The organism is Nocardiopsis synnemataformans, assembly GCF_965343085.1.
GTDB classification, from domain to species: Bacteria; Actinomycetota; Actinomycetes; order Streptosporangiales; family Streptosporangiaceae; genus Nocardiopsis; species Nocardiopsis alborubida.
On record NZ_CBDRFA010000057.1, the window covers coordinates 1 to 12,677 of the forward strand.

Sequence of the window (12,677 nt, forward strand, 5' to 3'; positions counted from 1 at the left end):
CTCCGAGCTTACCCGGGCTGAAGCAGTGCTTGAGCCGGTTCGTCTTGGAGAGGAAGAGGGTTCGCGATCGCGGTCCGGTTCTGAGTCGACCCGAGGGCCGCTCGCCGTCCCACAGCGACTCGTCCGAGTATAGGGAGGGCGGGAGCAGACGTCAAGCCGGAGCCCGGTACTCGCGTCAACCGCGCGGTCCGGGACCCTGTCGCCCCTGACGGGCCGCTTGTACAGGCCCCTGTGACATGCGCGCGGTCCTCACACCGGGTCCGCGCTGTTACGTCGGCTTTTGTTCAGACAACGGGCATCCTGCCCGGAAGGTTCCTGATCGAAACCCGCTGGCCCTGTGCCCCTGCTCCGCTGTAGACGGCCGGGCCGTGCCCGGGTACTGGGACGCGACGGTACCCGGGCACGGCGCGGGCCGGTGATCGTCACCGGCCCGCCAAGCGGCACGTCAGCCGTTGAGGACGAGGCCGCCGATGTTGCGCTTGCCCTTGCGCAGCACGACGAAGCGCCTCTGGAGCACGTCCTCGGCGCTGAGCACGGCATCCACGTCGGTGACCTTGACGTTGTTCACGTAGGCCCCGCCCTCCTGGATGGCGCGGCGGGCGGCGGACTTGCTCGGCGTCAGGCCGCTCCGCGCGAACACGTCGGTCACGAGCAGCCCGTCGACGGGGCCGTCGACCTCGGCCCTGGGGACCTCGGCCAGGGCGGCGTCCAGCGTGCGGGCGTCCAGGTCGGACAGGTCCGCGCGGCCGAACAGCGCCAGGCTGGCCTCCTTGACCTTGCGGCACTCCTCCTCGCCGTGCACGAGGGTGGTGAGGTCCTCGGCCAGGACGCGCTGGGCGGCGCGGGCCTGTGGACGCTCCTCGGTCTGACGCTCCAACTCCTCGATCTCGTCACGGCCGCGGAAACTGAAGGTCCTCAGGTAGCGGACCACGTCGCGGTCGTCGGCGTTGAACCAGAACTGGTAGAAGGCGTACGGCGAGGTCAGCTCGGGGTCGAGCCAGACGCTGCCGGACTCCGTCTTGCCGAACTTGGTGCCGTCGGCCTTGGTGAGCAGGTTCGTGGTCAGCCCGTGCGCCTGGCCGTGCGGCTCGTTGCCGTCCATCCTGCGGACCAGGTCCAGGCCCGCGGTGATGTTGCCCCACTGGTCGGAGCCGCCGGTCTGGAGCGTGCAGCCGTAGCGGCGGTAGAGCTGGACGTAGTCGTAGGACTGGAGGAGCACGTAGCTGAACTCGGTGTAGCTCATGCCCTCGCCGTCGAGCCGGCTCCTCACCGTCTCCCGGGCGAGCATCTGGTTGATGCTGAAGTGCTTGCCGACGTCGCGCAGCAGTTCGATGGCGTTGATCTCGCCGAGCCAGTCGGCGTTGTTGGCCAGGACGGCGTCGGTCGGCTCCGGCTGCTCGCCCTCAGGGGTGAAGCGCAGGAACGCGGACAGCTGCCCGCCCAGGTTGTCGACCCAGCCCAGCACGGTCTCCAGCGAGTTGAGCTGGCGCTCGGCGTTGGGCTTGGGGTCGCCGATGAGACCGGTGCCGCCGCCGACCAGCGCGATCGGGCGGTGTCCGGCCTGCTGGAAACGGGCCAGGGTCAGGATCTGCGTGAGGTGGCCGACGTGCAGGCTGCCCGCCGTCGGGTCGAATCCGCAATACAGGGTGATCGGACCATCGGCGAGCACCTTGCGCAGTGCGTCAAGGTCGGTCGTCTGCGCGAGCAGGCCGCGCCACTGGAGTTCGTCGATGATGTCGGTCACTGTGTTGCTCTCTGTTGTGTAGGCGGGCCCCACGGGGCCCGATCTGCCTTGAAGTGTAGGCCGGACGCGACGGAACGCCATCCGGTTTTCCCACCTCCCCACGCTATCGGCTGTGGTGGAGCCGCAGATCGCACGGCCCCGTCCCGGCACGGACACAACCCCTTCCGAAGAACCCGACGGGATCCCCTTGACCCGACTAGCTAATAGCATTAGCTTTCTGGTTATCAGGGAAAGCCAAACGGCAGGGAGAGCACAGTGCACCACCTCACACGCCCTCAAGGGCGGATCGCCTACGACCTCTACGGAGCCGGGAACACCGGACCGCTCGTGGTCTGCGTGCCCGGTATGTTCGACCACCGCCACTCCTTCCGCTTCGTCGGCGCGGGCCTGGCCGAGGCCGGGTACCGGGTCGCCGCCATGGACCTGCGCGGCCACGGCGACAGCGACACCACCTTCGACGACCACACCAGCCGGGCGGCGGCCACCGACGCCCTCGCGCTCGCCGAGGAGCTGGGCGGCGGGGACGTGGTCATCGTGGGCAACTCCCTGGGCGCGGGCGCCGCCGCCATCGCGGCCAAGGAGCGGCCCGACCTGGTGGCGGGCATCGCCCTGCTCGGCCCGTTCCTGGGCCCGTCCTCCTCCGGCCTGTTCACCCGTGTCGGCCAGCGGCTGCTCCTCATGCGGCCCTGGGGCCCCCGCGCCCTGACCGCCTTCTACGACCAGTTGCACACCGGCCGCAAGCCCGAGGGGCACCGGCGCCAGCTGGAGCTCATCCTGGAGATGCTGCGTCCGGCCGACCGCTACCGCGCCGTGTACCGGACGATCTACGCGCGCAACGAGACCGTCGCCGACGCCGAGGGGATGCGGGCCCGGGCCGTGGTGGTCATGGGCGAGCAGGATCCCGACTGGAAGGACCCGCGCGCCCATGCCGCACGGGTGGCCTCCGTGGTGGGGGGTTCGGTGCTGATGGTGCCCGAGTGCGGCCACTACGCCCACGCGCAGCGGCCCGACGTGGTCGTGCCCGCCGTGGAGGCGCTCGTCAGGGAGGTCGTGGCCGGTGCCTAGGGCGGGACTGACCCCGGCGGTGGTGGCCGAGGAGGCGGCGCGGCTCAGCGACGAGGAGGGGTTCGACTCCCTGTCCCTGGCCGCGGTCGCCAAGCGGCTCGGGGTGGCCACGCCCAGCCTGTACAAGCACGTGGACGGACTGGCGGGGCTGCGCCGTGAGGTGGCGCTGCTGGGCGCGAACGGGATCGGCGAGGAGGTGCAGCGCGCCGCGGTGGGCCGGTCCGGCCCGGAGGCGCTGCGCGCGACGGCCGACGCCTACCGCCGCTACGCGCACGCCCACCCGGGGCGCTACGTCGCCCTCCAACAGTTACCGGTGCTGGCCGGGGCCAGAGCCGAGCTGACCACCGACCCGGTGCGGGTCCTGGCCGCCGTCCTGCGCGGGTTCGGCATCGCCGAAGACCAGGACGTGCACGCGATCCGGGCGCTGCGCAGTTCGCTGCACGGGTTCGTGGACCTGGAGACGCGCGGCGGCTTCGGTCTGCCCGAGGACGTGGACCAGTCCTACGCGCTGCTGGTGGAGGGGTTCGTCCGCGCCTTCCAGGAGTGGCCGGGCGCCGTGCCCGGCGCGGCTGTGACACACGAGAACACGGAGAAGGGGTAGACGATGCTGGCAGGACACTTCGGGGTCGCGGGCATCGTCAGGGCGTGGCGCCCGGAGCTGCCCATGGGCGCGCTCCTGGTCGCGACGCAGTTGCCGGACCTGGTCTTCCTTCCGTTGGCGGTGCTGGGTGTGGAGAGCGGGACCCGGCCGAACCCGGTCTGAGCGGCTACGGGTCCCTCCTCATCCGCGCGGAGTACTCCCACGCCCTGGCCAGCAACCTGGCGCTCGCGTTGTTGGTGGGCGGTCTGGCGCACGTGTTGCTCCGTGGACGGTGGGGTCGGGACGCCGGTCTGGTCCTGGGCGGGGTGGTGTTCAGCCACTGGCTTCTGGACCTGCTCGTGCACCGGCCGGACATGCCGTTCCTGCCCGGTGGCGCGGGCGGGCTGCCGCTGCTGGGCCTGGGGTTGTGGGAGGCGCCGGTGGCGGCGGCCGTGGTGGAGGGCGCGCTGGTGCTGGCGGGCACCGTCCTGTACGCCTGGCGCACGCTCCGGGACCAGTCGAACCACGTCCGGGCACGGCTCTACAGCGCGGGTGTGGGGGTCCGCTGCTGGTGGGTTCCTTCGTGTTCGACCTCCTCACGTCCTGACGTTTCCTTCGCCCCCGTCGACGCGGCTCCCGGTGAGCAACACCTGGCTCCGAGCGGTGTTACGGCCTTACCCGGGCATGGGCCAAGCTGGTGGACACGACCGTGCGCCGTCCGTGTACGGCGCCCAACCCGTTGTGGAGCCCCTGATGCCCAAGAAGGCCGCGTCGAAGATCGGTGGTCTGGTGACCGCCGTGGTCGGCGTCCTCGCCGTCGCCGCGTTCGTGCTGTACCAGCTGGGAGTGATCGAGCCCGATCCCGAGCGCACCGCCGAGCCCCGGGACGACGGTTCGTCCGTGCCCGGGGACGGCGGTGCCTCCTCGTCGGTGGAGCAGGCCCGACAGCGGATGGAGGAGTTGCGGATGGAGGAGGAGAACGACCCGCCGGGGTACGACCGGGCGCTGTTCCCCCACTGGGACAGCGGTGTGCAGGACAACTGCACCACCCGTCAGGTGGTCCTGCTGCGCGACGGCGAGGACGTGCGGGTCGACGACGACTGCCAGCCGGTGTCGGGGTCCTGGTACAGCCCCTACGACGGGGAGACCCTGACCGAGGCGGAGGACCTCGACATCGACCACATGGTGGCCCTGAAGGAGGGCTGGCGTTCGGGCGCCCACGCGTGGACGACCGAGGAGCGCGGACGCTTCGCCAACGACCTGGACTCCTCGCAGCTGTGGGCGGTGAGCGCGTCGACCAACCGCTCCAAGGGCGACTCCGACCCCGCCGACTGGCTGCCGCCGCTGGAGTCCTCGCACTGCGACTACGTGGTCTCGTGGATCGAGGTCAAGCACGTGTGGGACCTGACCGTCGATCCGGACGAGGAGGCGGCGCTGCGCGAGGTGCTCTCGGGCTGCTGAGGCCGGTTCAGGCGGGGTTGGCGGCTCTGACGCCCCGGGCGGTGGCCAGGAGTTCCTTCTGGCCGACGAGGCCGAAGGCGTCGCGGACCTCCACCGCCACCCCCTGGAAGGGCGTCCAGAACGCCTCGGTATCGCCGTGCAGGGCGGTAAGGCCGTTGTTGTCGAACTCGGTGAGCTCCCAGTCGGGCGAGCGTTCGTGGTACTCGGTCAGGAAGTCGCGGACGGCGGGCAGGTTGGTGAGCCCGTCGCCGCGCATGACCAGGACCTGGAGGACCACCCTGGCCCCTCCCCCCTCCAGGGTCGTCTCCCACACCCGGCTGGAGAAGGACACCCCGCCCCACTCGTAGTCGAAGTCGGAGACCGAGGTCTGGTCGTCGATCTGGTCGGGCAGGTGCCCGATGGTGAATCCGTCCAACTCTCCCCCTCGTGGGCTGGCTGCGGCCGGGGCCGCGACGAGTGCGAGCGCGGCGGCGAGGACCGCCGCGACCCACCGGAGAACACGCATGGTCACCTCCGGCGGCAGTCGCGGGACCCTCCCGCACCGCCGCCACCTCTTATGGTGGGACGTCGCGAGGGCCCGTTCCAGAGTGTCCTCGAACCTGTGGACAACCCCCACCGACACGCGCGGGGTCCGCGTCGGAGCCCCCTACCCCGCCGGTCAGGGGACGAACGTGTCGGTGAGGAACTCGGCGATCGCCAGAGAGGACGTGGCCGCGGGCGAGGGCGCGTTGCGCACGCACACCACACGCCCGTGGGTGTCCACGTGGAAGTCGTCGACCAGGGAGCCGTCCCGGGCCAGTGCCTGGGCGCGCACTCCGGACGGGGCCGGGCGCAGGTCGGCGGCGGCCAGCTCGGGCAGCAGCCGCCGGGCCTGGGCGGCGAACGCGGCCCGCGAGGCGGACACGAGGGTCTCCCGGGCGCCCGCAGTCCAGTGGCGGCGGGCCAGGCGCCAGAAACCGGGCCAGGACAGGGTCCGCGCGAGTTCCCGGGTGCGCACGTCGCGTGCCCGGTAGCCCTCCAGCGCGGTGGCGAGGATGGCGTTGGGCCCGGCCATGACCTCGCCGTGGACATGGCGGGTCAGGTGCACCCCGAGGAAGGGGTACCGCGGGTCGGGGACGGGGTAGAGCAGGCCGTTCACCAGGTGGCGGCGCTCGGGGACGAGCTCGTGGTACTGGCCGCGGAAGGGCACCACCCGGGGATCCTCCGCGGCGCCCGCCATGCGGGCGAGGCGGTCGCTGTGCAGGCCGCCGCAGACCACCAGGCGGTCGAAGCGGTGGATGATCCGCTCGCCCCGGGGGTCGCCGGTGAGGACGCGGACGCCGTCGTGCTCCTGGCGCAGGTCCAGCACGGGTGTGTTGAGCAGTACCCGGCCGCCGGACCGGCGCACGTCGTCGGCGAACTGCTCGGCGACGGCGACGAAGTCGGTGACGGCGGTGGTCGGCGAGTGCAGGGCGACGACGCCCGCCGCGTGGGGTTCGATCGCACGCAGGCCCTCGGGGCCCAGTCGGGTGACGCCGGGGACGCCGTTCTCCCGCGCGCGGCGTTCGACGTCGTCCAGGCGTGCCTCGTCGTCGGCGTCGGCGGCCACGAGGACCTTGCCGACCTCCTGGTAGGGCAGCCCGTACTCGGCGCAGTAGTCCCGGAGCAGGCCGACGCCGCGCCGGCACAGCGTGGCCTTCAGGGAGCCGGGTCTGTAGTAGAGCCCGGCGTGGACGACGCCGCTGTTGTGGCCCGTCTGGTGCGCGGCGACCCGGTCCTCCTTCTCCAGGACGGTGACGCGTGTGCCGGGGCGGTGGAGGGTGAGGCGGCGGGCGAGGGCCAGGCCGACGATGCCCGCCCCGATGACGCCGATGTGTTCGGTGCTGCGCATGGCGGCACGCTAGCAACCCGGGTCCGGGCGGGAGGCGGGCGGACCGGTCACAACGCGCGCAGTCCGACGAGGACGGCGTGCAGCAGGTCCTCCCGGCCCAGCGGACGCGAGGGGCCGCAGCGCTGGAGCGAGCCGTCGGCGACCATGTCGGAGACGATGCCCCTGACCTGGCCGACCGGCAGTCGCACCTCGGCGGCGAGCTCGACGACGGTACGCGCGCGCAGGGCGTGGCGGAGGAGGGCCTCGCGTTCGGGCCGCAGCAGCTCGTGGCGGCCCGGGACGCGCGCGGCGACGACGAGGCTGAGCAGGTCGGGCTCGTCCGGACGGCAGCGGGGAACGCCGAAGGCGTGGGCGTCGGGGTCGCCCGCGGCCACGGCGAAGGGGCGCAGGAAGCGCTCCTGGCCGGGTTCCTCCTCTGGACCGGGGAGGACCGGGGGCGGGGATGGGGCCGGGTGGGTTCTGGGGGCGTTGGCGGCCGCTCTGCGACCGGGGGTGCCGTCAGCTCTCACCGTTCCCCCTCGGCTGTGTGGGGGCGGGTGCGCGCGCCGCGCCGTCGGGCCACGGTTCGGAGACGGGTTCCTGCCCGAGGGGGTGGCCGTGCGGGTCGGGGAGCAGGTACTCCCCCGTGGTCCCCGGCGGGGCGGCGCCGGGTCCGCCGGACGCGGGAACGTGTCCCTGCGGTCCGGTGTGCGCGAGGATGACGCCGTCCGGTCCGGTCCGGTCCGGCTGCGGGGCGAAGGGCTGCGGACCACTGTGCCCGAGAGGCGGCACGGGGACCTGCGGGTCACTCTGCCCGGCACGGCCCACAGGAGACTGCGGACCTGTCTGACCTCCGCGCGCGGAGAGCTGCGAGCCGGTCCGGTCCGGCTGCGGCGCGAAGGGCTGCGGACCACTGTGCCCGAGAGGCGGCACGGGGACCTGCGGACCGGTCCGGCCGTGGACGGTACCGTCCGCGCCGCCCGCGGCGTGGCCGCGCAGGGGGATGGCGGCCCGCACGGGAGTCGCCCCCCACCCGGCCGGGACGCCCGTCTCCCGTCCGTTCGCCGCAGGGCGGCCCGTGGGCGTGCCCGCGACCGTCACGAGGTTGTCGACCGGCTCCAGCAGGGAGGCGGGGATGAGCACGGTAGCCCGGGTGCCCCCGTAGGGCGAGGGCCGCAGCCACACACGGACCCCGTGCCGCCCGGCCAGGCGGGACACCACGAACAGGCCCAGCCGGGGGTCCTCGGGCAGGGCCATGACGTCGAACTCGGGAGGCTGGGTGAGCGTGCGCTCGGCCTCCGCGTAGCCGCGCTCGGACATGCCCAGGCCCCGGTCCTCGACCTCCACCACCAGCCCCTCCGCGGCCGGGGTGCAGCCGACGTCCACGGGCGTGCCCGCCGGGGAGAACTGCGTGGCGTTCTCGACCAGCTCGGCGAGCAGGTGCACCACGTCGGCCACCACCTGCCCGTGCACGAACACGCGGGGCGCCGAGGTCAGTCGGACACGCTCGAAGTCCTCGGTCTCGGCGATGGCGGCGCGCAGCACGTCCACGAGCGGACGGGGCTGGCGCCAGCGGCGGGCCGACTGCCCCCCGCCGAGGATGATGAGGTTGTCGGAGTAGCGGCGCGCGCGGGTGGCCAGGTGGTCCAGGCGGAACAGGCGGCGCAGCGCCTCGGGGTCCTGTTCGTGGTACTCGATCTCGTCGAGCAGACGGAGCTGGCGCTGGACCAGGGCCTGGTTGCGGAAGGCGATGCCCAGGAAGGCGCGGTTGGCTCCCCGGCGGATCTCGGCCTGGAGCACCGCCGACTCCACGGCGGTGAGCTGGGCGGTGTCGAAGGCCTCGGCGACCTGGCCGATCTCGTCGTCCCCCCACTCGTCCAGCGGCGGCAACTCCTCCTGCACGTCGACCTTCTCGCCGCGCTGGGCGCGGTCGACGATGTCGGGCAGGTCACCGTCGCGGTCCAGGATCTGTTCGCGCAGGTGGGTCAGGCGCTCGGTGAGGCGGCGCGAGGAGCGGCCGACCACGGCGATGGCCACCGCGCCGCCCGCCAGGGTGAGCGCGGCCGCCGCCACGCCCAATGAGACCCGCAGCAGGGCGGCGCTCCAGGCCAGGTCGACGGTGCGCCGGGCCTGGACCCCGGCCAGGTCCTGTAGCGCCAGGGCGGCCTCGGCGGAGGAGTCGTCCCACGCGTCCGCCCTGATGTCGACGTCGGCGTTCCAGTTCGAGCCCGTGGCCCCCTCCCCGGGTTCGGCCGGCTCGGCGAGCGGCCGTCGGGTGACGACCCGGCGGCTGAGCTCCTCCGCACGGGACCAGGCGGGCAGGGAGACCACATCCTCGTGGTGCGCGGCCACGCTCGGGTGCATGGCGGTGTCGACCGACTCCAGGGTGTCGCGGTAGGCGGCGGTGAGGTAGGTGAAGTGCGCCGTCTCCTCGTAGCTCATCTCGCCCCGGGCGATGGCGCCCGCGAGCAGCGCGTCGGCGGTGGAGTAGGCGGAGGAGGCACCCATGAGCTCGCTGGTCAGGACGGCGTCGGTGAGGTTCTCCCCGCCGTCGGTGGTGTGCACGAGCGCGGTGGTGGCGCCGGTGGTGCCCGCCAGGACCTCGCCGTAGCGCAGGATGGTCTCCTCCTGCCCGACACCGTGCCCGTCCACGTCCGCGCGGACCTCGTCGAGGATTCCGGCGCCGTCCACCAGGGCGGTCGCGCTGCGTTTGACCTCGTCGTCGCGGGTTCCGCGCAGTCGCTCGGCGAACGCGACGGCCTCGGCCATGGCGGCGTCGGTGTTCTCCCGCTGCTCGTCGAGGGTGGCGCCGACCTCGTCGTCGCGGGTGCCGGTGCTTTCGAAGCGGCCCAGGTGGACCAGGGAGAGGCGGCGTTCGGCGCGCACCTCCTCCGCCGCGTCGGAGAAGACCTGTGCTCCCTCGCGCGCCTGGACGACGGCGCCCATGAACTGGACGGCGCGGATCGTGCCGACGGCGGCCACGACGAGCCAGAGCGCGAGGAAGCACAGGCTCGGGATCAGCACGATGCGGGTGAGCTGCCTCCGGATCGTGGGCGCGTTGTCGCGGGTTCTGCGCATGGCCCCCTCCAGCCTGTGCGGTTGCCGGGCGGCGAGAGGGCGCCCCGGCGGCTTTCGGTCGAGCCGAGGCTATCGAAAAATCCTTGCTTTATGCTGTCAAACGATCACTATCAGTTGCCTTTTCTTTGGTCGGCTCTCTCCCGTGGATGTGTTACCGCCGCTCCCGGGCGAAGAATCCGCAGGTCCGGGCGCCGGGTGCACACGACGGGGGCCGCCCGCCGTGCGGACGGCCCCCGGGAAGGCACACCGTCGTGTGCCGGGGTACGGCGTGTCGCGCCTCAGGGCGCTGTCGGGGAGGCTGCGTTCGTCGCGGCCGCGCGCCGTCAGGACTCCGGGCGGTGCCGGGAGCCCACCGGGGCGGGCAGTTCCTCGACCGTGGGCGGCTGCTCCACTCCCAGGGAGTTGAGGACCTCGGCGTAGCGCAGGGCGGCGATCTTGCCCAGCAGGCTGTCCGCGCCCAGGGGCGCGCCGAGTCTGGCGCCGAAGCGCGCGGCGAGCGCCTCCAGCTCCTCGCGGGGCAGCTCCGGCCCCAGGGCGCTGGGCGCGATCACCGGGCGTTTGCAGCCGCCCTGGCGCAACTGGCCCACGACCTGCTCGACCGCGGCCTCGTTCTCCAGGTCGGCGGGCAGCACGGTCAGGCCCAGGCGCGCGGCGAGCAGCACGGCGCTCACCCCGGCGGCCCCGGCCGCGGCCTCACCGCCCACGGCCCCGACGATGATGCCGTCCGCCATGGTGGTGTCACGGGCGACCACGCTGATCAGGCGCATACGGTCCGCGCGCACGTATCCCGACTCGGCCAGCCGCAGGTGCAGCACCTCGGCGAGCATGGGGTGCGGCCCCAGGCCCTCGGTGACGCGCGATTCGGTGCCCGTCCGGGCCACGGCCGCCTCGATCGCGGCGGAGGTGCCCGCGTGCGGTGCGGTGACCAGCGGGACGACGACGGCGGACAGGGGGCTGCCCTGCGCGTCCTTGAGATCGGTGAGGGCCTCGGTGAGGCTCTGCTCGTCGCCCTCGGTGTGGCCGTAGCGGATGGTGACCTCGGGGCGGTAGGCGCGCACGAGGTCGGCCATCCGGGCACCGATCGACTCACCGTCGGCGCCCCTGGCCCGGTCGGCCGTGCCCGGGACCGCCATGATCAGGGCGGGGGTGCCGAACCAGTTGTCGAAGGACAGCGGGTTGCGGTGGCGGCCGGAGCGCCGCTTGGGCAGTTCGCGTGGGGGAAGTCGGTCAGAGTTTCGCATACCAGGATTCAGATGAGAGGCGGATGGGGCGCCCGGTGGGGCCGGTGGTCACTGCCGCGACATTGTAGCGTTCGGCACCCTGTTTCATGGGCGTGTCCCCCGAACGTATACCGGATCGAATCCGCGGGGATTGTCCGGGTCGGCGACCCACACGTGTCACCCGCTCATGACGGGGTCCCGGCCCCGGATCACATGGGTGACCAGCTCCACCAGCACCTCCTTGCAGGACTCGCGCTCGCGGGCGTCGGCCATGACGACCGGCACCTCGGCGGAAATGTCCAGCGCCTCACGGACCTCCTCCCGGCGGTAGACGGTGGAGCCCTCGAAGCGGTTCACCGCCACCACGAACGGCACCCCGCGGCGCTCGAAGAAGTCCACGGCGTGGAAGCAGGTGTCCAGGCGGCGGGTGTCGGCCAGCACGACCGCGCCCAGCGCCCCCTGAGAGAGTTCGTTCCACATGAACCAGAACCTGTCCTGCCCGGGGGTGCCGAACAGGTACAGGACGATGTCGGGGTTGATGGTGATGCGGCCGAAGTCCAGGGCGACCGTGGTGGTGGTCTTGTCCTCCACTCCCCCCAGGTCGTCCACACCGTAGCTGGCCTCGGTCATCACCTCCTCCGTGCTCAGCGGGGTGATCTCACTGACGGAGCCGACCAGTGTGGTCTTGCCCGCGCCGAATCCCCCCGCCACGATGATCTTGACCGCTTGGGGGATCGCCTCCTGCGGCCTGGTGTCAGAGTCTGCGGATGCCATCGAGTACCGCCTGAAGTACTTTCTTCTCGGGGAGCTGGGTCATGGGCTCCCGGGTGCGCACGTCGCCGTCGGCGAGGAGGTCTCCCAGGAGCACCCTGACGACGGTCAGGGGGATGTCGAGCCGGGCGGAGATCTCGGCCACCGATATGGGTCTGCGGCACAGGCTCAGGATGGCCTGCTGTTCGGGCTCCCCCTCCCGGTCCCCGCGGTCCGCGGCGGCGACGACGATGGTGACCAGGTCCAGGCGCGGGCCGGTGCGGGGCCGGGTGCGGCCCCCGGTCATGGTGTACGGGCGCACGAGCTGACCCGAGGGGGCGTCGCCGAGCACGACACCCGGCGAGGGCCCCTCCGACGTCGGGTGCCCGCGGCCCCGGTACCAGGCCAGCGCCCTACGGCCGGACAGCGGTTGCGCCGCCTCGTCCGGGGCCGAGGGTACGGCCGGTGGCGCTCCGCGCCGCTCTCCGGGCGTGCTCATGAACCGGCGCTCCCGGTGACGGTGAGGTGGTCCGGCCGACGCGGCGCGGCGGTGAGGAACTGGCCCACCCGCTTGACCCGCAGGTTCATCTCGTAGGCGACCAGTCCGACGTCCGCGTCCTCGGTGGCCAGCACCGCCAGGCACGCTCCCGCACCCGCGGCGGTGACGAAGAGGTAGGAGTGCTCCATCTCCACCACGGTCTGGCGGACGTCACCGCCGCCGAAGTGGCGCCCCGTCCCGCGCGCCAGGCTCTGGAACGCCGACGCCAGGGCGGACAGGTGCTCGGCGTCCTCGGAGGCCAGCCCCCGCGAGCCTCCGAGCAGCAGTCCGTCGGCCGACAGCACGATCGCGTTCTCGGCGCCGACGACGCGGTCGACGAGGTCGTCCAGGAGCCAGTCCAGGTTGTCAGCGGCCTTGCTCTTGCCCACCAT

The 12,677-nt window shown here is 72.7% G+C and carries 13 protein-coding genes; 4 read left to right on the forward strand and 9 right to left on the reverse strand.

From position 1 onward, the window contains the following. Positions 1-445 precede the first annotated feature (445 nt). Positions 446-1,744 (reverse strand): tyrosine--tRNA ligase, encoded by a 1,299-nt coding sequence (gene tyrS, locus ACSIH6_RS27145; protein WP_435111185.1) that lies wholly within the window; start codon positions 1,742-1,744, stop codon positions 446-448. Between the two features lie 255 nt (positions 1,745-1,999). Here tyrS and ACSIH6_RS27150 point away from each other — a divergent pair, with 255 nt between their 5' ends. The 4 genes from ACSIH6_RS27150 to ACSIH6_RS27165 all read left to right on the forward strand — a co-directional run bounded on the left by ACSIH6_RS27150 (position 2,000) and on the right by ACSIH6_RS27165 (position 4,850). Continuing rightward, the gene (locus ACSIH6_RS27150) at positions 2,000-2,809 is read left to right on the forward strand and encodes an alpha/beta fold hydrolase (protein ID WP_435111186.1); all 810 of its coding nucleotides are present in this window, start codon (positions 2,000-2,002) and stop codon (positions 2,807-2,809) included. Further along, the gene (locus ACSIH6_RS27155; protein ID WP_435111187.1) at positions 2,802-3,410 is read left to right on the forward strand and encodes a TetR/AcrR family transcriptional regulator; all 609 of its coding nucleotides are present in this window, start codon (positions 2,802-2,804) and stop codon (positions 3,408-3,410) included. Before ACSIH6_RS27150 ends, ACSIH6_RS27155 begins: the two co-directional genes overlap by 8 nt. A gap of 3 nt (positions 3,411-3,413) precedes the next feature. Continuing rightward, entirely contained in the window at positions 3,414-3,572 is a 159-nt protein-coding gene (locus tag ACSIH6_RS27160; RefSeq protein WP_435111188.1) for a hypothetical protein, read from the forward strand. Between the two features lie 570 nt (positions 3,573-4,142). Then, entirely contained in the window at positions 4,143-4,850 is a 708-nt protein-coding gene (locus ACSIH6_RS27165) for an HNH endonuclease family protein (protein WP_150254734.1), read from the forward strand. 7 nt (positions 4,851-4,857) lie between these two features. Here ACSIH6_RS27165 and ACSIH6_RS27170 read toward each other — a convergent pair whose 3' ends face one another. From ACSIH6_RS27170 to ACSIH6_RS27205, 8 genes are all read right to left on the reverse strand, one after another. Further along, positions 4,858-5,265, reverse strand: coding sequence for a hypothetical protein (locus tag ACSIH6_RS27170; RefSeq protein WP_435111223.1), 408 nt, complete (start codon positions 5,263-5,265; stop codon positions 4,858-4,860). Between the two features lie 243 nt (positions 5,266-5,508). Continuing rightward, complete coding sequence (gene lhgO / locus ACSIH6_RS27175) at positions 5,509-6,720, reverse strand: L-2-hydroxyglutarate oxidase (RefSeq protein WP_435111189.1); 1,212 nt, start codon at positions 6,718-6,720, stop codon at positions 5,509-5,511. Between the two features lie 47 nt (positions 6,721-6,767). Next, a complete protein-coding gene (locus ACSIH6_RS27180) occupies positions 6,768-7,229 on the reverse strand; it encodes a DUF742 domain-containing protein (RefSeq protein WP_435111190.1) in 462 nt (153 codons plus the stop codon). Further along, positions 7,219-9,777, reverse strand: coding sequence for a sensor histidine kinase (locus tag ACSIH6_RS27185; RefSeq protein ID WP_435111191.1), 2,559 nt, complete (start codon positions 9,775-9,777; stop codon positions 7,219-7,221). Before ACSIH6_RS27185 ends, ACSIH6_RS27180 begins: the two co-directional genes overlap by 11 nt. Positions 9,778-10,100: 323 nt before the next feature. Further along, positions 10,101-11,018 carry a sirohydrochlorin chelatase gene (locus tag ACSIH6_RS27190; protein WP_435111192.1) on the reverse strand — a complete coding sequence of 306 codons (918 nt, stop codon included), beginning with the start codon at positions 11,016-11,018 and terminating at the stop codon, positions 10,101-10,103. Positions 11,019-11,174: 156 nt separating this feature from the next. After that, positions 11,175-11,771, reverse strand: coding sequence for a GTP-binding protein (locus ACSIH6_RS27195; protein WP_435111193.1), 597 nt, complete (start codon positions 11,769-11,771; stop codon positions 11,175-11,177). Continuing rightward, complete coding sequence (locus ACSIH6_RS27200; protein ID WP_435111194.1) at positions 11,752-12,246, reverse strand: DUF742 domain-containing protein; 495 nt, start codon at positions 12,244-12,246, stop codon at positions 11,752-11,754. Before ACSIH6_RS27200 ends, ACSIH6_RS27195 begins: the two co-directional genes overlap by 20 nt. Beyond that, on the reverse strand, positions 12,243-12,677 hold the full coding sequence (locus ACSIH6_RS27205) for a roadblock/LC7 domain-containing protein (protein WP_017565019.1): 435 nt from the start codon (positions 12,675-12,677) through the stop codon (positions 12,243-12,245). Before ACSIH6_RS27205 ends, ACSIH6_RS27200 begins: the two co-directional genes overlap by 4 nt.